Raw genomic sequence first — 19143 nt, 5'->3', positions numbered from 1 at the left:
ACAACCGTAGGCCGCGGTACGTGGGTAAGGGAGACCCTCGCGGTACCCCTATCGAGCGGGGCTCCCGCCCGCGCGAGAACCGGGCGAGCATGGGTGCACGTCGGCGGGGGAGCCCGCCGCGAACGGCCCGACCGGATCCCGGTCACCTGCCGGCCCCAGAACCCGTTGAAGGAGAGACCGCCCATGCGTGGTGTCGTCATGCACGCCCCCGGAGACGTCCGCGTCCAGGATCGCCCGGACCCCATCATCGAACAGCCCACCGACGCGGTCATCCGCGTCACCGCCTCCTGCATCTGCGGCTCCGACCTGTGGCCCTACCGCGGCGCGGAGCCGGTGCACGACGCCCCGATGGGCCACGAGTACATCGGCGTCGTCGAGCAGGTCGGCGGGGACGTCAAGGACATCCAGGTCGGCGACTACGTCGTCGGCTCGTTCGTCGCCTCCGACAACACCTGCGAGATCTGCCGGGCCGGGTTCCAGTCCCGCTGCGTCCACCAGGTGATGATGGGCGCGATCGGCACCCAGGCCGAGAAGGCCCGCATCCCGCTGGCCGACGGCACCCTGGTCAAGGTCCCGGGCGAACCCACCGAAGCCCAGGCGCGCAGCCTGCTCGCCGCCTCCGACGTGCTCGGCACCGGCTGGTTCGCCGCCGTTGCCGCCGAGGCCGGACCGGGCAAGACCGTCGCCGTCGTCGGCGACGGAGCCGTCGGCCTGCTCGGGATCCTCGCCGCCAAGCGCCTCGGCGCGGAGCGGATCATCGCCATGTCCCGCCACGCCGAGCGCCAGACGCTCGCCCGCACGTTCGGCGCGACCGACGTCGTCGAGGAGCGCGGAGAAGCCGGGATCGCGAAGATCAAGGAGCTGACCGACGGCTACGGCGCGCACTCCACGATCGAAGCCGTCGGCACCCAGGAATCCATGACCCAGGCGATCGGCGCGACTCGCCCCGGCGGCCACGTCGGCTACGTCGGCGTCTCTCACGGTGTCGAGCTCGACGGACTCGACCTGTTCTTCGCCACGGTCAACCTGCTCGGCGGCCCCGCACCCGTGCGCCGCTTCCTGCCGGAGCTCATCGACCTGATCATGCGCGACCAGATCGACCCGGGCGTCGTCTTCGACCTCGAGCTGCCCCTCGAGGACGCGGCCGAGGGCTACAAGGCGATGGACGAGCGCCGCGCCACCAAGGTGCTCCTCACCGTCTGACGTGCACCCGAGCACCCCGCCGGCCGCGTTCCGGGGCGCTCACCCATGACCACGAACGAAAGACCGCCGTGACTTCCACAGACACCGCCCGCAAGGCAGGACCCGCCCTCGCGACGCTGCTCCTGCTGCTGACCGTCTTCGGTCCCATCTCGATGGACCTGTATCTCCCCGTACTCCCGGCGCTGACCTCAGAGCTCAGCTCGACGACCTCGGCCGCCCAGTTCACCCTCACCGCCTGCCTCATCGGCCTGGCCGCCGGGCAGATGATCGCCGGACCCTTGTCCGACCGGTTCGGCCGCAAGCTCCCGCTGATGGTGGGCCTCGTCGCTTACATCGCGGCCTCTGTGCTGTGCGCGATCAGCCCGTCGATCGAGACGCTCATCATCGCCCGTCTCGTCCAGGGCCTGGCCGGAGCGGTCGGCATCGTCATCTCCCAGGCCGCAGGCCGCGACGTGTACTCCGGTAGCGCGCTCATCCGCTTCTACGGCAAGGTCACCGTCCTCGGCGGCCTCGCCGCGATCATCGGCCCCTTCCTCGGCGGCCAGCTCGCCCGCTTCACCGACTGGCGCGGAATCTTCCTCTTCCTCGCCGGCCTCGGCGCGCTGATAATGGCCGCCACCCTCGCGATCTACCGGGAGACCCTCCCGAAGGAGATGCGCACCAGCGGTGGCATGAAGCAGTCCGGGCGCGACTTCCGCAAGCTCTTCTCCGACAAGCTCTTCGTCGGCGCGGTGCTGATCTGCGGGCTCACGCACGCGGCGCTGTTCGCCTACTTGTCCGGGGCGACCTACATCCTCCAGGACGGCTACGGGCTGTCCCCGCAGGGCTACGCGATGGCCTTCGGCGCGAACTCCGCCGGGTACATGATCTTCGGCTGGATCGGAGGCCGCACCGCCGACCGCTGGTCCGAGCGCGGCACCCTCGGCCTCGGCGTCCTCATCACCGGCCTCGGATCCCTCGGCCTGCTCTATACCGGCCTGGTGGGCGCGCCGCTCGTCGTCGTTCTGGTCTCGCTGTTCGTCCTCGCCTCCGGCGTCGCATTCGCCGCACCGCCGGCGGCATCCTTGGCGCTGGCCGGCTACCCCGAGCTGGCCGGCACCGCCTCCTCGGTCCTGGGCTGCGCCCGCTTCGGCCTCGGCGGCATCGCCGCGCCCCTGGTGGGCCTGGGCGGCGCGACCGCCGTGCTCCCGCTGGGCATCGTCACCGTCTCCTGCGTCTTCCTCTCGCTGCTCGCACTGGTAGTACTCGTCGGACACCCGTCAGTGCACCGGTCGGCGGTGACCGACGCCCCAGACCTCGCCGAGGTCTCAACCCAGGTCTGATCTGCGGGACGGAGGGCGTCGGTCGCGCTGAGGTGCCGGCCGGCGGAAGCGGTCCCGCGAATTCAGTTGTCGACGGTGGAAGCCGACGTCAACATCGGGACTATGACAATCGACTGGAACGCAGAGATCCGTGCCCAAATCGAGGACCATTGGACCAGGCAGCTGCGGCCCCACTTAGCCGGCCTGACCGACGACGAGTACCTCTGGGAACCCGTCGAGGGCATGTGGACAGTCCGGCCCGCTGACGGCGGGTTCGTCGCCGACTTCGCCATCCCGCCGCCGGAGCCGGCGCCTGTCACCACTATCGGGTGGAGGTTGGGACACCTGATCTTCCTCCTCGACAGCGGCCTGGAGCGTTTCGGGCATCCAGCGGTCGATTTCGCCACGTACCGATACCCCGAGACCGCGGAACGAGCACTGCATCGGCTTGACGATGCCTACCGGGCATGGAGCCACGGTGTCGAAGAGTTGAGCGTCGACGATCTCGCAGCTGCTGCCGGCACGCCGGGCGACGCCCTCGCCGATTGGTCGACGCTCTCGATCGTTTTGCACACCCAACGGGAACTGATCCACCACGGTGCCGAGATCACGCTTCTGCGCGATTTGTTCCGCGCTCGGCCACTGGGTGATTGCCCGTGATGATGACCGCTCGGGGCGCGGCCCAGAATCCTCAGTGTGCCACTGGACGGTTGGCGCTGAGACCGGATCGGGAGGGTCTGCCTCCGGTGGATGGACCCGCGGGCGTGGGTTCGTCGGATCGAGTCAGTAACGCGATAGACGTAGTGTTCGACACTAAGGATAGTGGTAGCGATCACGCCGCGAACACCGCGACGACTACCGCGCTCGTCCGAGGGGCGGGAGGCCTTCGGACCCGATGACCGGACCGGATCTGTAGAGCCGTGGATCTCGCTCCGAACGCACTGTCCGCAGACACCACCCGCTCACGCGAGGAGTTCGCCATGTCCTTGTTCCGTTCCGCCAAACACGCTCTGACCGCTGTCGCGGCGGGTTCCGCCGTCGTCGCCACGACCTTCTCGCTCTCCGCCGGCGTCGTTCACGCCGCCGGCGGGGACGCATTGGTGTGTACCAGTGAAGGTGTCTCGGTCAATGCTTCCGACCGTGACGGCCGCAACGGGGGATATCCGGTCGCGGGCCACACCTGGCTGTCGACCACCGCTGATGCATCGCGGTACAACGCCGGAATCTTCACGGTGATGCCGAAGACCTCGGGGACCCTCACCTGGCAGAACCTGAGGAGCGGCGCACACGGGACCCTGACCAGTGGTGACGGGTGGTTCTCGAACATCGACACCGGCTCGGGACCCGTCCGTGTGACCGCCGATACGACGGTCAAGTGGGGCTGGGGGTACCTGAACACGGCGCACGCGAGTTGCACCGGTACCTACAACCGGTAGCGCCCGCGCGAAGGGGCGCAGTGCCTAGTAGGCGTGTTCGCGTGTCGCACTCGTTCGTCGGCTCCGGACACGCCGGGCCAAGAGCGCGAGTGCTCCGATCTCCAGCACAACGGTGATCGCGCCTGCGGTGATCGTGGTGGGGGTCAGCCTGGCTGTCATGAACAGGGTGTGGGCCACGCCGATGCCTCCGGCGAGCCAGATCCGGTGCAGATCGTCGAACCCGGGGTCAGCTGCGAAGCGAAGGAGGAGCGCCGCGGCGACCACGGCGACGAACGCGGCGAGTGCCAGCAGGATCGGATGGGGGAGCAGGCCGCTGAGTGCTGGTCCGGTGTCTTTGCGGAGTCCGGGTGGCATGAGCAGGAACAGGAATGCGGCGCACGCGATCCCGGAGACGAGACCCACTCGGGCGCAGGTTGCGGGCAGCGGCGTGACAGCGGGGAGCGCAACTCGGGGAAGCACTGCGAGAGCGACGGCGGCGAGGGCGGCGACGGCCACGGTGAAGACGATCACCGTGCCGACGGAGGAGTTGTAGCCGGGATCCTCTTGTACGGAGATGGTGAGGCGCACCACCGCCACGCCGAGGATCGCGGTGATCCCGACGCCGATCATGCCGCCGGTCCTGAGGAACGGCCGAGCTCGGTGCTGCGGGAAGATGACACCGACGAGCATGATCGGCACAAGCACGCTGAAGACGGTGTGCACGCCGACCTGGGCCTCCCAGTAGGTGAGGTTGAGGCCTCCTACTCGCCAGCCCCACTCGCCGGCTCCGTACATGGTGGGGCTGGTCAGGGCCTGGAGTCCGAGGCCGTCTTCGGCGAGCTCGTAGGCGAGGCCGAGGGTGATCAGGCTCGGCCAGCCGCCGCCGACGCGCACCACCGCCTCGCGGATGAGCAGGACCCCGGCTCCATAGATCAGGACGAGTATCGGTAGCGCCAGCCATGTCGCCGGAACGGCGACGGCGGTGAACGTGAGTTCCGCGCACAACGGTGCGAGAAGAGCGAGTGTCCAGGCTGCTTTCAGACGTCCCTGCCCGGCGAGGTTCATGGTGCCTCCCTTGCGGTCGTGGTGGTCGTGGCGGCATCGAACAAGGTCTGCAGCTCCGACTTGTACGGTTCTGCTTCTCCGCTCTGAGCGACGTGGCTGAGCGCGGCGTCGAGTGCCCCCCTGATCGCGCGGGCCATCACGGCCACGTCGAAGTCGCGGAACTGGCCTTGCGCTTGACCGTCTTCGAGTAGGCGGGCGAGATCGCGCATCTCGAGTCCGTGGCGTTCGTGCCTCGCTCGTTGAACGCCTTCGTCGCCCGCAGCTGCGCCGAATATCGCCGTCAGCGCGGCCATCTCCATCGAATGGGTGAGATAGAGGTCGACGCTGCCACCGATGAACTCCCGCAGCGCTTCCCGGGGGGTCGCGGCCTGGGCGATGCGGGGCAGCAGCATCGTGCCTGCGAGGTCGTACACGTGATTGATGACCTCGTCGATCAGCTCGGCCCGGCTCGTGAAGTGGTACGTGAGGACCCCCCGGCTCACGCCCGCGCGTTCGGCGATGCGCACCGTCGAAGCGCGTGCCAGTCCCTCCTCGGCGATCACCTCGATCGCGCACGCCACGAGTTGTGCTCGACGCGCGGTCTGGATGAACGAGGCTGCCTCATGGCGGTTGGTATCTGACATGGTGGCACAGAAGTTAACAGCCCTGTTTAAAAATGTCGAGGTCTGCTCATCGGACGCCGCACCGGGTGGGGTCGACGCTCAGCGGGCCGCGGTCCAGCGTGCCGCGGTGACACCGGGGACCAGGCCGAGCGCGTCGACGGCCTCGGTGAACCGGGCGTCCGTCCCTCCGCGCACGGTCACGTCGACGGAGATCCGGGCCCCGGTCGCATCGTCCGTGGTCCGCACCGCACTGACGGCGAACCGCCGGTCGCGGAACTCCTCGAACAGGCGGTCGCGGACCGCGCTCTCCTCGCGGAGCGAACAGTCCACCTCGACCAGGTACTCGGAGGCGACGCCGAGGGGGTTGGCGCCGCGCCGCCCGATCGCCCGGCTCAGCCAACGCAACGAGATGTTGCAGCTGACCACGGCCACGGTCCCCAGGACCGCCACCGCGAACATGCCCGCCGCGCAGAGGCAGCCGATGGCCGCGGACGACCAGAGCGTCGCCGCCGTGTTGAGTCCGAGGACGGTGGCGCCCTGCTTGAGGATCACTCCGCCGCAGAGGAATCCGATGCCGGTGACGACCTGCGCCGCCACACGCCGAGGGTCGCCCGAGGATCCGGCGAAGCTCATCGCGCCGAACACGACGAACAGGGCGGATCCGAGGGAGACGAGCGCGTTGGTCTGGAGTTCCGCGTTGAACGCCGCCCACTGGCGCTCGACACCGATCGCGATGCCGAAGAGGAGCGCGGCGACCAGCCGGAGCAGTATCTCGGCCAGGGAAATGTCGGTCATGCGGAGATGATAGGGCCGATCGTCGCCACGTCCTTCGCGAACCAGTGGTGGGCGTAGGGATTGTCGTTGTACCGCTCCACCTCGCGGTACCCGAGCTTCCGGTACAGGCCGATCGCCTCGGTGAGGTTGCCGTTCGTGTCGAGCCGCAGGGTCCGCACGCCCGCGGCCCGTGCGCGCTCTTCCAACTCGGACATGATCCGCCGCCCGAGCCCCAATCCGCGCACCGACGGTGCGGCCCAGACGCGCTTGACCTCGGCGTGGCCGTCCTCCTGGTAGGTGAGTGCGCCGCATCCGACCGTCTCGCCGCGCAGCGTCGCCACGAGCAGGAGTCCGGCCGGAGGGGTGATCGACGGATCGGCGACGGCGCCGCCGATGTCGGGATCGAAACCGTCGGGGAACCGGTCCGCGAGTTCGGCGTAGTAGGCGAGGGCGGCGAACCGCGCCTCGGGCGAGTCGGGGCGGGCATCGTCGATCCGCACCAGCGAGGCGAGCAGCAGTCGCTCCACCTCCTGCATCGCCGTGACGAGCCGTGCTCGTTGCCCCTCCGACAGCGGGTCCAGCAGGGCGCGGGCGGCGTCCTCGGAGCGTGCCTCCAGCTCGTCGTACTCCGCGGCGCCCTCGGAGGTGACCCGCGCGGTCCGGACCCGACCGTCACCGTCGGCCCCGACGACGGTGACCAGCCCGTCGGACTCCAATGCGCGGAGCAGGCGGCTGAGGTAGCCCGAATCGAGATCCATGCGCTCCCGCAGGTCGCGGACGTCGACGCCGCCGGGTGACCGCCCGATCTCCCAGAGCAGTCGCGCCTGCCCGAGGGGCCGGTCCCGCGCGAGGTAGCGGTCCTGCAGCACGCCGAGCCGCTGCGTGACCGCCCGGTTGAAACGCCGGACGCCGCTTACCTGCTCCTTCATATCTCTGACTTTAGTCAGAGGAATGCGCGGCGGCAACGTCAGACCGTGGCCATCAGCATCTCCTCGCCGTGGGCCGGGGCGAGCCCGTCGGTCCGGCCGGAGAAATACCTGTCGGTGGCGTTCTCGGTGGAGACCGTCTCCACGGTGGAGAAGCCCGCGGCTCGGGCGAGATCCGCTGCTTCGCGGGCGGTGTAGAAGGACAGGAACGGAGTGCCGTTGCGCTCGGCGCCGGCCATGCTGACCTCGCGGGCGCGGCGGTCCGCGCCGGACAGCGATTCCGTGGGCGGCTGATAGGTCAGCGCGAATACGGTGCCGGGTGCGAGTCCGACGACGGTGTCGAGAGTGGCGGAGGTCGCCGCGCGGGTCAGGTACATCGACACCCCGAGGGAGGAGACGACGGCGGGGCGGAGGTCGTCGAACCCCAGCGCGCGGAGGCGGGTGAGCCAGTCCCCGTCGGACTCGAAGTCGACGGGGACGAATCGCTGCCGGTCCGCGAGCAGGCCGAGTGTCGCGAGACGAGTGCGCTTCCACTGCTGAGGGCCCGGCTCGTCGACCTCGAAGACGGTGGCTGCCGAGTCCGGGTGGCGCTGGGCGAAGGTGTCCAGGCCGGCGCCGAGCAGCACGTACTGACCGACACCACTGCTCAGGACGAGGTCCTCGACGATCCGCGAGCGGGTCGCCACCCAGGCGCGCATCCCGCGCGTGAAGTCGGGGTCCATGTCGCCGCGGTCGCGCCAGTCCGGTGCCGGCGCGAGGAGGTCGAGGCCGATCGTGTCGGTGAGGACGGGGGAGCGATCGAGCTCGGCGTGCAGAGCACGCCACAGTGCGGTGCGGGCGGCGGTGTCCTCGGGGGCGATGGTGTTCATCGCGGTCCCGGCGCTTGGACCACCCACGTGCGGCCGTCCGGATCGCGGAGCGTCGCCTCGCGGGCCCCGTAGTGGGTGTCGGCGAAGGGTGCGTCGAATCCGGCCTCGTCGTCGATGCGCACCACCGGGGAGATCTCCGTCGGTTCGGACGCGGGGACCTCGGCGACGAAGATCGACGGTCCCTCCGGGGCGGTGAGCTGGCCCGAGTTGTGATCGGTCTCGAAGTCGATGGTGAAGCCGAGACCGGTCAGGAACTTGGCGGTGGCACCCCAGTTGTGGGTGGTGATGTAGAAGGCGTCGACGCCGGATGTGGACATGTCGCTACTCCTCGGTGGCGGGATCGGGGGAATGGGCGGCGAGGTACTCGGTCAGAGCGGCGGCCGACAGTGCCGACAGCGACTGCTCGGTCTCCAACGCGTGCAACTTGATCCGCTTGATCAATGCGGCCGGCAGGTACACGTTGAACTGCTTCACCTCGTCTCCCATGGCTAGCATGCTAGCAAGCTAGCCGGAGTGGCGCCAGGGTCTGTTTGCCGGACTCGCCGCGCAAGGGTGTGCGACGGCAATAGCCTGGGCCGCATGTTCGTGAATCTGGGTGTGCTCGACTTCCTGAACCGTGCCGAGATCGTCTATCCCGACCGCGTCGGCATGGTCGACGAGCCGGATCAGCCGGCACTGTCGTGGGGCGAGAAGACCTACGCCGAGATGGCGGCCCTCGCCCGCGGGCAGGCCGCCCGGCTCGACGAGCTCGGCGTCCCCGTCGGCGGACGCGTCGCGATCGTCTCGCAGAACGCCGCGCGGCTGCTGACCTCGTTCTTCGGCGTCTCCGGCTGGGGCCGGATCCTGGTGCCGATCAACTTCCGCCTCGCGCCCGCCGAGGTCGAGTACATCGTCGAGGATTCCGGCGCCGAGGTGCTGCTGCTCGATCCGGAGGTCGAGCACCTCGCCGAGACCGTCCGCGCGAAGCGCGTCTTCGTGCTCGGCCGCGACGACGAGCGGATCTTCGGCAGCGCGGCCGCGCCCGTGCCGTGGGCCGGTGACGAGAACGCCACCGCCACCATCAACTACACCTCGGGCACCACCGCGCGGCCCAAGGGCGTGCAGCTCACGCACCGGAACCTGTGGCTCAACGCCACGGTGTTCGGCCTGCACGTGGCCCTCACCGACAACGACGTCCTGCTGCACACCCTGCCGATGTTCCATGCCAACGGCTGGGGGATGCCGTTCGCCGCCACCGGGATCGGGATCAAGCACGTGGTCCTGCGCAAGGTCGACGGTGCCGAGATCCTCCGCCGCGTCCGCGACCACGGTGTGACGATCATGTGTGCCGCGCCCGCGGTGGTGACCGCGGCGCTCGACGCCGCGGCCGAGTGGGACGGGCCGATCCCGGGCAGTGGCACGGTGCGCGTCATCTGCGCGGGCGCCCCGCCGCCCACGCGGGTGATCCACCGCGTGCGGTTCGAGCTGGGCTGGGAGTTCATCCAGATCTACGGCCTCACCGAGACCTCGCCGCTGCTCACCGTGAACCGTGAGCGTGCCGAGTGGGCCGGCGACGACCCGATGGAGGTCGCCCGCAGGCTCGGCCGCGCGGGCACCCCGGCCCTCGGCGTGGAGCTCGCGATCGACGAGGACGGCGAGATCCTCACCCGCACCAATCATGCGCTCACCGCGTACTGGAACAAGCCCGTCGAGACCGCCGCGGCCCTCGAGGGCGACTGGTTCCACACCGGCGATCGCGGCACGTTCGACGACGGTTACCTGACGATCGCCGACCGTAAGAAGGACGTGATCATCTCCGGTGGTGAGAACGTCACGTCGATCGAGGTCGAGGACGCGCTGGCGCTGCATCCCGCCGTCCGCGAGGTGGCCGTCATCGGTATCCCCGACGAGAAGTGGGGAGAGCTGGTCACCGCGATCGTCGTGGCCGACGGTGTGACCGCCGAGGAGCTGATCGCCCACACCCGCGAGCACCTCGCCGGCTACAAGTGCCCCAAGCGGATCGACTTCGTCGACTCCCTGCCCCGCACCGCGACCGGCAAGATCCAGAAGTTCGTGCTGCGCGCCCCGTTCTGGGACGCCTTGGAGCGCAAGGTGAACTGATTCAGGCGTGCCAGGCCGCCGCGCCGACGTTGTCGATCATCCGCTGCAACGACCGGACTGTGGTGATGAACTCCTCGTCGCTGAGGCCGTCCCGGATCTTCGCGAGGGCGGCACGGACGTCGGGCCAGGTCTCGTCGCGCCGCTGCTGCCCGGCCGCGCTGACGGTGAGGACATCGCCGGTCTCCTCGAGCAGTCCGGTCGCGACGAGGCGGGTCACGTCGGGTCGTAGCGCGTCATCGGTGTCGACGAAGCCGCGGTGGAACTCGACCACCTCGTCGAGCGGCACACCGTCGGGCCGGGCGGCGATGTAGTTCAACGCCCACCACTGCGGCTGGGTGAGGCCGTGCCGTTCGAGGGTGGCGCGGATGTGGGTCACCACGGCGCGCCCGGCCATGCTGGCCCAGTAGCCGATCGGTTGGGTGAGGATGCGGTCGTCCGTATAGGTCTCCATGGGCTCGACGCTAATTCCTCGATCATGGTTGAGGTCAAGGCTTTCGTCGGGGGTTCGCGCACCGTCGGACCGCGCGGGTGGGAGGATGGACCCCAGTATGTAGAACATGTTCTATTGGTGGAGGTTGCCGGTGTTCGAGTGGTCCGACGAAGACCTGATGGTGCGCGACGCCCTGCGGGCGTTCATCGACAAGGAGGTCCGGCCGCACGTCGACGAGCTGGAGTCGGGCGCGCTCCCGCCCTACGACATCACCCGCAAGATGCTGCAGACCTTCGGTATCGACCAGGTCAACCGCGAGAACCTCGAGGCGGAGCTGGCGGCGGAGGAGGCCGGCGAGAAGCCGAAGGGGGGCGGGTCGAGCACGCTCAGCTCGTCGATGTTCCTCATCCTCAACGTCGAGATGGCGGGCGTGAGCCTGGGCCTCATCGGCTCGATGGGCGTGAGCATGGGGCTGACGGTCTCCACCATCAAGTCCCGCGGCACCCTCGCGCAGAAGAAGCGCTGGCTGCCCGAGCTGGTCACGATGGAGAAGGTCGGCGCGTGGGCGATCACCGAGCCCGACAGCGGCTCGGACGCCCTCGGTGGCATGAAGACGACGGTCCGTCGCGACGGCGCCGGCGGTTACATCCTCAAGGGGCAGAAGACCTTCATCACCAACGGCCCGCACGCCGACACGATCGTGGTCTTCGCCAAGCTCGACGAGGGCGACGGTACGCCGATCCGCGACCGCAAGGTGCTCACCTTCGTGCTCGACACCGGCATGGAGGGGCTGACCCAGGGCAAGGCCTTCAAGAAGATGGGCATGATGAGCTCGCCCACCGGCGAGCTCTTCTTCGACGACGTGCGCGTCGGCGCGGACCGGCTCCTCGGCGAGACGGAGGAGACCCCCGGTGGCGGTGGCGCCTCCGCCAAGGCCGGCTTCACGGCCGAGCGCATCGGGATCGCGGCGCTCGCGCTCGGCATCATCAACGAGGCGCAGCGGCTGTCGATCGACTACGCCCGCTCGCGCACGCTGTGGGGCCAGGAGATCGGAAAGTTCCAGCTCATCCAGCTCAAGCTCGCCGAGATGGAGGTGGCGCGGATCAACGTGCAGAACATGCTGTTCACCGCGATCGAGGCGTCGCGCGCCGGTAAGCCGCCCACGCTGGCGCAGGCCTCGGCGATGAAGCTCTACAGCTCGCGCGCTGCGACGGAGGTGGCGATGGAGGCCGTCCAGCTCTTCGGAGGCAACGGCTACATGGCCGAGTACCGCGTGGAGCAACTCGCCCGCGATGCGAAGTCGCTGATGATCTATGCGGGCAGCAACGAGATCCAGGTGACCCACGTCGCGAAGGGACTGCTCCGCGGCGAATAGCCACCGAACGACCGCGACACGGAACCGGCCGGCCTCCCGCGGGGGAGGCCGGCCGGTTCGCGTATCCGCGTCGGACGATCAGGGGATGGTGATGACCTGGCCGACGTTGATGAGATCGGGGTTCTCGATGTTGTTCAGCTGCGCGATCTCGGTGTAGCGGTTGCCGTCGCCCAGGTACTGCTCGGCGATGGCCCACAGGGTGTCGCCCGAAGCAACGGTGTGGGTGCGCGGCGCGGGAGCGGCCGGCGCCTCGGCGGCGACGGGCTCGGGCTCCGGGGCGGCCTGACGGGCCGGCGCCGGCGCGTCGGTGGCGGTGTTGGAGGCCCACTTGTCGGCGTCGCCCGCGTACACGACGAGGTTGCGGTCGTCCTGCAGGACGATGCGGTCGGCACCGGTGCCCTCGGTGTTGGTCGACCAGACGCCCTCGCCGGCGCCGTTGTAGAGCACGAAGTTGCCGTCGGTCTGGAAGTTGGCCCGCTCGACGCCCTTGCCGTCGGTGCCGCTGGCCCACACCACGGTGCCGGCGCCCTCGGTGAGCACGAGGTTGCCATCGCTCTGCAGGGTCAGCGTGTAGCCGCCGTTGAGGGAGTCGAGAGTCTCTCCGAGGCCGAGCTGGTTACCTGCGCGAAGCACGTCGGTCATGTGTATCCCCTTAGTAGATGTACTCGGTGTACATGTGGCGCGCGGATGCACGCCCGAGTAGACAATAGCGATCCCATCCGACATTTTGGCGAATGGGAATCATGGAGTCGGCAAATTCGTTGGGGAGGGTATGGCGACAGTTGAATTGACCGCAGACAAGTTCGATCAGACCGTGACCGGCAACGATATCGTGCTGGTGGACTTCTGGGCCTCCTGGTGCGGGCCCTGCCGGGCCTTCGCGCCGACCTTTGAGAAGGCATCGGACGCACACCCCGACGTGGTTTTCGCGAAGGTGGACACCGAGGCCGAGCAGAGCCTCGCCGCCGCGGCCAACATCCGCTCGATCCCCACGCTGATGGTCTTCAAGAAGGGCAACCTCGTCTACAACGAGGCCGGGGCGCTGCCGCCGGCGGCCCTGGAGGACCTCATCGGCCAGGCCCGCTCGCTCGAGATCGAGCAGGCCGACTTCAGCGCCGCGGGCGAGAACCCGGCGGAGTAACAGCACGCGCCAGGCGCCGGCGCAGCCCCCACGGCGCCGCCGCGAACGCCGCAGCCATCGCTGCGGCGTTCGTCGTCGTCGTGGGCCGACCGGAGAGGAAGGCGCGTATGTGCCGATCGGGGAGCCCGAAGAAGACCTCGAAGAACGCGCGTTGTTCGTGTGCGGACATTCCCAACAGCGCGCGCAGCGCGGCCGCCCGGAGGCGGTGCGCCGCGACCGCGTCGGGCCCGACGGGGTTGCGGCCCGCGTGCAGCGCCGCCACCGCGTCGTCGGCGAAGGCCAGCGATCCCGCCACGGAGTAGCCCGTCGCCGGATGGAGCGTGGTGCCGCGCACGCCCAGCCCGCACCAGCCGCGCCCGCGGCGGGGACCGGGGGACAGCAGTGGGAAGTCGACCTGCTCATACAGTGCACCGGCCGCGATGCCGCGGTCGGCCAGCCGGGCGCGGAGCCGCGCCTGCAATTCGTCGACGGCCGGCGCGGGCGCGCCCGCGAGGCAGGTCTCCTCGAGCAGCAGGGCGTCCTCGGAGACCCGAACGGCGTAGAGGAACGACGCCGGCGCCGAGTCCGGCACGCCCGGCGCCGGTCGCCAGTCCATCCACAGCTCGTCGTGCGAACCCACGGGGACCAGCACCCCGGCCGCCGTCTGCCGGGGCGCGCCGCTCGAGGCCGACGGTCCGCGCGCGTCGACGACGAACGCGTCGTCGTGCCCGTCTCGCCCCGCCCGTTCCGCCCGGACGTCCACCCCGTCGAGGGGCAGCGCGTCCTGCAGCGCGTCCACGTCGAGCACCGCGTAGTCGCGGCGCAGCGCGTGCCGGGTCCGCGCGATCACCGCCGGCGACGAGACCGCGGCGACGACCCCGTCGGAGAGCCAATCCGGCAGCTCGTCGGCCCAGAGCCCGAGTGTGCGCCGCCACCGCGCGTCGGGCGCGGGATCGAAGGCCCGCACGGTCAGGCCCGCGGCGGCCGCCCGGTGCGCGAGCGCACGCCCCGCCGGGCCGAGCCCGAGAACGACGAGATCCGGACCGCCGCTCATAGGGCTGCCCCGAGCAGCGCGAGCTGGGTGCGGTTCGCGCAGTCCAGCCGCGTCATCAGCGCGGAGACGTAGCCCTTCACCGTGGACTCGGCGAGGAACAGTCGCGCCGCGATCTCCGCGTTCGAGGCGCCCGTCGCCAGCTCCCGCAGGACGTCGCGGTCGCGCTCGCTCAGGTCGTCGATCCTGGGATCGCGGCGCGGGCGGTCGTCGGCGAGGCGCACGAGTCGGGCCAGTGCATCGGGGGAGAGCAGCGACCCCCCGGCGGCCGCGGTCCGCACGGCGGACGCCAGCAGCCCCGGTTCGGCCGTCTTCACCACGAAGCCCGCGGCACCCGCCGCCAGGCCGTCGACCAGGACCGCATCGGTATCCAGGGTGGTGATCAGAACGACCGCGACCGGCGGTTCCAGCTCGCGCAACGCGCGGGTCGCAACGATCCCGTCGACGCCGGGCATCCGCACATCGAGCAGCGCGACCTGTGGCGCGTGCGCGATGCCGGCCTCGACCGCCGCGGCCCCGTCGGCGGCGGTCGCCACCACGTCGAGGTCGACTTCGGCGGACAGCACCGACCGCAGGTACTCCCGTACGAGCGGGTCGTCGTCGGCCACCAGCACGCGCACCGTCATCGGGCGGCCGCCGGGAAGTCGGCCTGCAGGGTCCAGCCACCGTCGGGCGAGGGACCGTGCCGCAGCGTCCCGCCGACGAGCTCGGTGCGTGCCGCCAGGCCCCGCAGGCCCGTGCCGCTACCGGTCGACGCCAGGTCGGCATCGGCGTGCGACGACGGATTGTGCACGCGGACGCCGCGCGCGGTCACCTCGACGTCGACCGGCGCCCCCGCGGCGTGCTTGCGCGCGTTCGCCAGGCCCTCTTCGAGCACCCGCGCAAGGCAATCCGCCGTCGCGCGGGGGAGCGGCTCCGCGACCGCGCCCGACAGGTCGACGCGCTGCCCGGCGTCGCGGGCCCGGCCGACCGCCGCACCGAGGGTCCCGGCGACCTCGGAGGCCGTGACGAGCCCGCCGAGGTCCAACGGCGCCGACGGCGCGTCGGCGGTCTGCAGTCCGACCACCACGCGCCGCAGGTCGGCGAGCGCGGCCTGTGCGTCCTCCTCGATGCCGGGCTGCCCGGAGGTGCGCGCGGCGAGCACGATCCGCGTGAGCCGAGCGGTGGCCAGATCGTGGAGCTCGGCGGCCAACGCCAGCCGTTCGTCGGCCCTCGCCTGGCGCGCGGCGAACGCCCGGCGCTCCCGCTGGGCCGCACGCAGCCGCAGCGCCAGTCCGAACGTGGTGCCGCCGAGCACCGGCGCCAGCGAGCCGAGTGCGCCCCACACGGAATGCGAGGACGCGGCGACGGCCGCGGCGAAGACGGCGAACGGGAGGAAGGCGATCACGGCCTCGCGGCGGTCCCGCACCGTCTGCGCGGCCGCGGAGGAGACGAGCGAGGCGGCGACCGCGACCCAGATCGCGGCGCCCGAAGAGGTGGCCTCGGACCACGGGCCGAGGACGAGGACGCAGCCGGTCGCCGCGACGACCGGGGCCGCGAGGACCGGGCGCAACACCCCGACGGCGACGGACGCGACGAACATCGCCGCCGCCCCCGACCACAGGCCCGCGCCGCGCAGGGCCGGGAAGAGGGCGATCACCAGCGCGACGGTGCCGGCCGCGGTCACCCCGAGAAGCGCGGCCTGGGCGGCGCGCGTGCGGGGTCCGGGGTCGAGGGGCATGGACTCATCGTAAGGACGGCCCCGACGGTGCCGATACCTCCTTTCGTCGGTCGACGTGCCGCCGAACGGCGCTACCGCGCGGGCGGCGGTGTGCGCGAGGGTCGACGGCATGACATCGCAGGTCACCCCCGAAACCCGAGCCGAAGCCGTCACGGCCGGCGGCCCACCGCCCGTCGCGCGGCTGCCGCTGGCCCTGATCGGCACCGTCGTGCTCGCCGTGATGCTGATCGGTAGCCGCAACTACGGCCATTTCTTCGACGAGGCCTACTTCGTCGTCGCCGGACGGGACCACCCGGCCGCGGGCTACTTCGACCAGCCGCCCTTGGTGCCGCTGCTCGCCGCGGGCCTCGACCGGATCGCGCACGGGAACCTCGTGGTGCTGCGGCTTCCCGCGACGCTCGCCGTCGTCGCGATCACCCTGCTCGCCGGACTGATCGCCCGCGAGCTCGGCGGGCGGGCGTGGGCGCAGGCCTTCGCCGCCGCGGCCGTCGCGATGTCGTTGGTGAGCGCCGTCGGCCACTGGCTCGCGACGTACTCGCTCGACCCGCTGTGGTGGACCGTCATCGTCTATCTACTGGTCCGGTGGGTGCGCACCCGCGATGACCGGCTCCTGCTCCTCGCCGGGGTCGTGACCGCGCTGTCCCTCCTGACGAAGTTCCTGGTGCCCGCGTTGTGGATCGCCGTGGTGGTCGCTGCCCTCGCGTGCGGGCCCCGTCGGCTGCTCACCCGGCCGGCACTGTGGGCCGGAGGCGCGGTCGCGGTGGCCGCGATCGTCCCCACGCTGTGGTGGCAGGCCGGCCACGACTGGGCGTACACCCGGATGGGCGCCGTGGTCCGCGCGGAATGGCCGGGCGGCGCGGGCTTCGCGCTGGTCGGGCTGTTCGGGGCGGGACTCCTCCTCGGCCTGCCCCTGCTGCTCGCCGGTGTCGTGGCGCTGCTGCGCACGCGGGACCTGCGTCCGTACCGCTTCCTCGGTGTCGCACTGGTGCTGGTCGTCGTCACGATCGTCGTGACCCACGGTCGCGCCTACTACCTGGCCTCGGTCTACGCGCTCCCGATGGCGGCGGGCGCCGTCGTCGTCGAGCGGTGGGTCGCGCGGCGCGGACGGCGTGCGCACGGGATCCTCCGGGCGGTCGCCGTCCTGGCCCTCCTCGGGTCGGCGGCGAGCTGGGTCGCGAGCGCGCCCGTGTGGTCGCCGGCGATGGCGGAACGGATCGGCACGCCGCCGCTGCGCGCGCCGGCGACGATGCTCATCGACGGCGACACCCTGCTCCAGCGGCTGTCGGACACCGTCGTCGCCGCGTACCGGACCCTCCCGCCGGCCCAACTCGACGGCGCCGTCATCGTCGCCGAGAGCTATCCGTTCGCCGCCGCCGTCGACTACTTCGGCCGCGACGAGGGGCTGCCCCGCGCGTACAGCGGTCACCGGGCGTACTACTACTTCGGACGCCCGCCGGACGACGCCCGCTCGGTGGTGTGGATCGGCGAGCCGTCCCCGGTGCTCGACGCTGCCTTCGCGCACCGTCGCGCGGTGCCCGCACCCGGCGACCACGGCGATCCGGTGGTGCAGTTCTACACCGGGCGCACCGTCGCCTGGCCCGAGCTGTGGGAGCGGCTGCGCTCGCAGTGACGTCCCGTCCGCCCTGTCAGTAGGGTGACGGGCGTGATCCTCGCGAGCATTCCGAGCCCCGCCCAGGGCGTGTGGCACCTCGGGCCCATCCCGATCCGCGCGTACGCGCTGTGCATCATCGTCGGCATCATCGTCGCCTGCTGGTGGGGCGACCGTCGCTGGGTGGCGCGCGGCGGCAAGCCCGGCCAGGTCGTCGACGTGGCCGTGTGGGCCGTGCCCTTCGGCCTCATCGGTGGCCGGCTGTACCACGTGATGACCGATTTCAGCACCTACTTCGGCCCCGGCGGCGGCGGCATCGGCGCGGTCTTCCGCATCTGGGACGGCGGTCTCGGCATCTGGGGTGCGGTCGCTCTCGGCGGCGTCGGAGCGGCGATCGGATGCCGGCAGATGGGCATCAAGCTGGGGCCCTTCGCCGACGCGATCGCGCCCGCGATCATCGTCGCGCAGGCGATCGGCCGGCTCGGCAACTGGTTCAACCAGGAGCTCTACGGCGGCCCGACGACGCTGCCCTGGGGCCTAGAGATCTTCGAGCGCGCCAACGACGTGGGCCAGCGCGGGCCCGACGTGCTCGACGGGCACAGCACGGGCGTCGTGCTCGCCGTGGTGCAGCCGACCTTCCTGTACGAACTGATCTGGAACCTGCTGGTCGCGGGCTTCCTCGTGATCGTCGACCGGCGGTTCCGCATCGGCCACGGCCGCCTGTTCGCGCTGTACGTGGCGGGCTACTGCCTGGGCCGCTTCTTCATCGAGCTGATGCGCGACGACCACGCGACGCTGATCTTCGGCGTGCGCATCAACGTCTTCACCGCGGCGCTCGTCTTCGCCGGCGCCGTGGCGTACTTCCTCCTCGCCCCGAAGGGACGGGAGGACTCGGTCCTGCTCGACCAGCCGGAGCCGGCGCCGTCGAAAGCAGCCGCCGAGCAGGACGGATCGACCGAGTCCGCCGAGTCCGACGGTGACGCGGAGGCTGATGTTCGTCAGATGGATACCGGCGGGTTGCCGGGAGACTCCACATCGCGGAATAAGGAGGACTAACGTGGACACCGTGACTCGTCGAACCAAGATCGTCTGCACCCTGGGCCCTGCTGTCGGAACCGATGAGAAGGTCCTTGCTCTCGTGGAGGAGGGCATGGATGTTGCGCGCCTGAATTTCAGCCACGGCGAGCACGCCGATCATGCGGTGAATTACAGCCGCGTCCGTGCCGCCTCGGATAGGACTGGTCGGGCGGTGGGCATCCTCGCGGACTTGCAGGGCCCGAAGATCCGTCTGGGCCGTTTCGCGGGCGATGGCCGCACCGTGTGGGAGACGGGGGAGACGGTGCGGATCACCGTCGAGGACGTGGTCGGTACCCATGATCGTGTGTCGACCACGTACAAGGAGTTGGCGCAGGACGCTCGCCCGGGTGATCGGCTGTTGGTCGACGACGGCAAGGTCGGCCTGCGGGTCGTTTCGGTGGACGGCGATGACGTGGTCTGCGAGGTCACTGAGGGCGGTCCGGTCTCGAACAACAAGGGTGTTTCGTTGCCGGGGATGAATGTCTCGGTGCCGGCGTTGTCGGAGA

The 19143-nt window shown here is 70.5% G+C and carries 22 protein-coding genes; 10 read left to right on the top strand and 12 right to left on the bottom strand.

What is annotated here, in order from left to right:
- The first annotated feature begins 183 nt into the window (after nt 1-183).
- From FK268_RS00110 to FK268_RS00095, 4 genes are all read left to right on the top strand, one after another.
- The gene (locus FK268_RS00110) at nt 184-1203 is read left to right on the top strand and encodes a zinc-dependent alcohol dehydrogenase family protein (protein WP_146430020.1); all 1020 of its coding nucleotides are present in this window, start codon (nt 184-186) and stop codon (nt 1201-1203) included.
- A gap of 68 nt (nt 1204-1271) precedes the next feature.
- Entirely contained in the window at nt 1272-2525 is a 1254-nt protein-coding gene (locus FK268_RS00105; RefSeq protein ID WP_146430018.1) for a multidrug effflux MFS transporter, read from the top strand.
- Nucleotides 2526-2627: 102 nt separating this feature from the next.
- A complete protein-coding gene (locus tag FK268_RS00100; protein ID WP_146430016.1) occupies nt 2628-3164 on the top strand; it encodes a DinB family protein in 537 nt (178 codons plus the stop codon).
- A 320-nt stretch (nt 3165-3484) separates the two neighbouring features.
- Entirely contained in the window at nt 3485-3940 is a 456-nt protein-coding gene (locus FK268_RS00095) for a hypothetical protein (RefSeq protein WP_146430013.1), read from the top strand.
- Between the two features lie 24 nt (nt 3941-3964).
- Here FK268_RS00095 and FK268_RS00090 read toward each other — a convergent pair whose 3' ends face one another.
- The 7 genes from FK268_RS00090 to FK268_RS00060 all read right to left on the bottom strand — a co-directional run bounded on the left by FK268_RS00090 (nt 3965) and on the right by FK268_RS00060 (nt 8641).
- Nucleotides 3965-4984, bottom strand: coding sequence for a hypothetical protein (locus FK268_RS00090; protein ID WP_146430010.1), 1020 nt, complete (start codon nt 4982-4984; stop codon nt 3965-3967).
- Nucleotides 4981-5607, bottom strand: coding sequence for a TetR/AcrR family transcriptional regulator (locus FK268_RS00085; RefSeq protein WP_146430007.1), 627 nt, complete (start codon nt 5605-5607; stop codon nt 4981-4983). Before FK268_RS00085 ends, FK268_RS00090 begins: the two co-directional genes overlap by 4 nt.
- A gap of 78 nt (nt 5608-5685) precedes the next feature.
- Nucleotides 5686-6381: an MgtC/SapB family protein gene (locus FK268_RS00080; RefSeq protein WP_146430004.1), complete on the bottom strand. Its 696-nt coding sequence runs from the start codon at nt 6379-6381 to the stop codon at nt 5686-5688.
- Nucleotides 6378-7289: a bifunctional helix-turn-helix transcriptional regulator/GNAT family N-acetyltransferase gene (locus tag FK268_RS00075; RefSeq protein ID WP_146430001.1), complete on the bottom strand. Its 912-nt coding sequence runs from the start codon at nt 7287-7289 to the stop codon at nt 6378-6380. The genes FK268_RS00080 and FK268_RS00075 overlap by 4 nt, the downstream gene beginning before the upstream one ends.
- A gap of 38 nt (nt 7290-7327) precedes the next feature.
- Complete coding sequence (locus FK268_RS00070; RefSeq protein ID WP_438695947.1) at nt 7328-8182, bottom strand: class I SAM-dependent methyltransferase; 855 nt, start codon at nt 8180-8182, stop codon at nt 7328-7330.
- A complete protein-coding gene (locus tag FK268_RS00065) occupies nt 8152-8472 on the bottom strand; it encodes a VOC family protein (RefSeq protein WP_146429995.1) in 321 nt (106 codons plus the stop codon). The genes FK268_RS00070 and FK268_RS00065 overlap by 31 nt, the downstream gene beginning before the upstream one ends.
- A 4-nt stretch (nt 8473-8476) precedes the next feature.
- Entirely contained in the window at nt 8477-8641 is a 165-nt protein-coding gene (locus tag FK268_RS00060; protein ID WP_146429992.1) for a ribbon-helix-helix domain-containing protein, read from the bottom strand.
- A gap of 93 nt (nt 8642-8734) precedes the next feature.
- On the opposite strand from FK268_RS00060, the gene FK268_RS00055 reads away from it, so the two are divergent.
- A complete protein-coding gene (locus FK268_RS00055; protein ID WP_146429988.1) occupies nt 8735-10255 on the top strand; it encodes an AMP-binding protein in 1521 nt (506 codons plus the stop codon).
- A gap of 1 nt (nt 10256) precedes the next feature.
- On the opposite strand, the gene FK268_RS00050 is transcribed toward FK268_RS00055, so the two are convergent.
- Complete coding sequence (locus FK268_RS00050; RefSeq protein WP_146429986.1) at nt 10257-10706, bottom strand: MarR family winged helix-turn-helix transcriptional regulator; 450 nt, start codon at nt 10704-10706, stop codon at nt 10257-10259.
- A gap of 130 nt (nt 10707-10836) precedes the next feature.
- Here FK268_RS00050 and FK268_RS00045 point away from each other — a divergent pair, with 130 nt between their 5' ends.
- Complete coding sequence (locus FK268_RS00045) at nt 10837-12060, top strand: acyl-CoA dehydrogenase family protein (protein ID WP_146429984.1); 1224 nt, start codon at nt 10837-10839, stop codon at nt 12058-12060.
- A gap of 78 nt (nt 12061-12138) precedes the next feature.
- Here the strand turns inward: FK268_RS00045 and FK268_RS00040 are convergent, their stop codons facing one another.
- Nucleotides 12139-12702, bottom strand: a complete 564-nt coding sequence (locus FK268_RS00040; RefSeq protein ID WP_146429982.1) for a LysM peptidoglycan-binding domain-containing protein — start codon at nt 12700-12702, stop codon at nt 12139-12141.
- Nucleotides 12703-12832: 130 nt separating this feature from the next.
- On the opposite strand from FK268_RS00040, the gene trxA reads away from it, so the two are divergent.
- Nucleotides 12833-13201 carry a thioredoxin gene (trxA, locus tag FK268_RS00035; protein ID WP_146429980.1) on the top strand — a complete coding sequence of 123 codons (369 nt, stop codon included), beginning with the start codon at nt 12833-12835 and terminating at the stop codon, nt 13199-13201.
- Here the strand turns inward: trxA and FK268_RS00030 are convergent.
- Genes FK268_RS00030 through FK268_RS00020 form a run of 3 tightly spaced genes read right to left on the bottom strand, consistent with a single transcriptional unit; the run spans nt 13170 to nt 15951 of the window.
- The gene (locus FK268_RS00030) at nt 13170-14234 is read right to left on the bottom strand and encodes a lycopene cyclase family protein (RefSeq protein WP_146429978.1); all 1065 of its coding nucleotides are present in this window, start codon (nt 14232-14234) and stop codon (nt 13170-13172) included. The genes trxA and FK268_RS00030 overlap by 32 nt on opposite strands.
- Nucleotides 14231-14857 carry a response regulator gene (locus FK268_RS00025; protein ID WP_146429976.1) on the bottom strand — a complete coding sequence of 209 codons (627 nt, stop codon included), beginning with the start codon at nt 14855-14857 and terminating at the stop codon, nt 14231-14233. Before FK268_RS00025 ends, FK268_RS00030 begins: the two co-directional genes overlap by 4 nt.
- Complete coding sequence (locus FK268_RS00020) at nt 14854-15951, bottom strand: sensor histidine kinase (RefSeq protein WP_146429974.1); 1098 nt, start codon at nt 15949-15951, stop codon at nt 14854-14856. Before FK268_RS00020 ends, FK268_RS00025 begins: the two co-directional genes overlap by 4 nt.
- A 109-nt stretch (nt 15952-16060) precedes the next feature.
- Here FK268_RS00020 and FK268_RS00015 point away from each other — a divergent pair, with 109 nt between their 5' ends.
- From FK268_RS00015 to FK268_RS00005, 3 genes are all read left to right on the top strand, one after another.
- Nucleotides 16061-17581 (top strand): ArnT family glycosyltransferase, encoded by a 1521-nt coding sequence (locus FK268_RS00015; protein ID WP_146429972.1) that lies wholly within the window; start codon nt 16061-16063, stop codon nt 17579-17581.
- Between the two features lie 33 nt (nt 17582-17614).
- Nucleotides 17615-18616, top strand: coding sequence for a prolipoprotein diacylglyceryl transferase (gene lgt, locus FK268_RS00010; protein WP_146429970.1), 1002 nt, complete (start codon nt 17615-17617; stop codon nt 18614-18616).
- Between the two features lie 10 nt (nt 18617-18626).
- The coding region (locus FK268_RS00005) for a pyruvate kinase (protein WP_231706850.1) at nt 18627-19143 on the top strand (517 nt) is incomplete at its 3' end.

Source organism: Tsukamurella sputi (assembly GCF_007858445.1).
Taxonomy (GTDB): Bacteria; Actinomycetota; Actinomycetes; order Mycobacteriales; family Mycobacteriaceae; genus Tsukamurella; species Tsukamurella sputi.
Note: the sequence above shows the minus strand (reverse complement) of the source record. Positions and strands in the feature narration are given on the sequence as shown.

What these genes read in the sequence shown, in the direction of transcription:
- FK268_RS00110 (WP_146430020.1), top strand. Translation starts at nt 184, where the DNA reads ATGCGTGGTGTCGTCATGCACGCCCCCGGAGACGTCCGCGTCCAGGAT.
- FK268_RS00100 (WP_146430016.1), top strand. Translation starts at nt 2,628, where the DNA reads ATGACAATCGACTGGAACGCAGAGATCCGTGCCCAAATCGAGGACCAT.
- FK268_RS00095 (WP_146430013.1), top strand. Translation starts at nt 3,485, where the DNA reads ATGTCCTTGTTCCGTTCCGCCAAACACGCTCTGACCGCTGTCGCGGCG.
- FK268_RS00090 (WP_146430010.1), bottom strand. Translation starts at nt 4,984, where the DNA reads ATGAACCTCGCCGGGCAGGGACGTCTGAAAGCAGCCTGGACACTCGCT.
- FK268_RS00085 (WP_146430007.1), bottom strand. Translation starts at nt 5,607, where the DNA reads ATGTCAGATACCAACCGCCATGAGGCAGCCTCGTTCATCCAGACCGCG.
- FK268_RS00080 (WP_146430004.1), bottom strand. Translation starts at nt 6,381, where the DNA reads ATGACCGACATTTCCCTGGCCGAGATACTGCTCCGGCTGGTCGCCGCG.
- FK268_RS00075 (WP_146430001.1), bottom strand. Translation starts at nt 7,289, where the DNA reads ATGAAGGAGCAGGTAAGCGGCGTCCGGCGTTTCAACCGGGCGGTCACG.
- FK268_RS00065 (WP_146429995.1), bottom strand. Translation starts at nt 8,472, where the DNA reads ATGTCCACATCCGGCGTCGACGCCTTCTACATCACCACCCACAACTGG.
- FK268_RS00060 (WP_146429992.1), bottom strand. Translation starts at nt 8,641, where the DNA reads ATGGGAGACGAGGTGAAGCAGTTCAACGTGTACCTGCCGGCCGCATTG.
- FK268_RS00055 (WP_146429988.1), top strand. Translation starts at nt 8,735, where the DNA reads ATGTTCGTGAATCTGGGTGTGCTCGACTTCCTGAACCGTGCCGAGATC.
- FK268_RS00050 (WP_146429986.1), bottom strand. Translation starts at nt 10,706, where the DNA reads ATGGAGACCTATACGGACGACCGCATCCTCACCCAACCGATCGGCTAC.
- FK268_RS00040 (WP_146429982.1), bottom strand. Translation starts at nt 12,702, where the DNA reads ATGACCGACGTGCTTCGCGCAGGTAACCAGCTCGGCCTCGGAGAGACT.
- trxA (WP_146429980.1), top strand. Translation starts at nt 12,833, where the DNA reads ATGGCGACAGTTGAATTGACCGCAGACAAGTTCGATCAGACCGTGACC.
- FK268_RS00030 (WP_146429978.1), bottom strand. Translation starts at nt 14,234, where the DNA reads ATGAGCGGCGGTCCGGATCTCGTCGTTCTCGGGCTCGGCCCGGCGGGG.
- FK268_RS00025 (WP_146429976.1), bottom strand. Translation starts at nt 14,857, where the DNA reads ATGACGGTGCGCGTGCTGGTGGCCGACGACGACCCGCTCGTACGGGAG.
- FK268_RS00020 (WP_146429974.1), bottom strand. Translation starts at nt 15,951, where the DNA reads ATGCCCCTCGACCCCGGACCCCGCACGCGCGCCGCCCAGGCCGCGCTT.
- FK268_RS00015 (WP_146429972.1), top strand. Translation starts at nt 16,061, where the DNA reads ATGACATCGCAGGTCACCCCCGAAACCCGAGCCGAAGCCGTCACGGCC.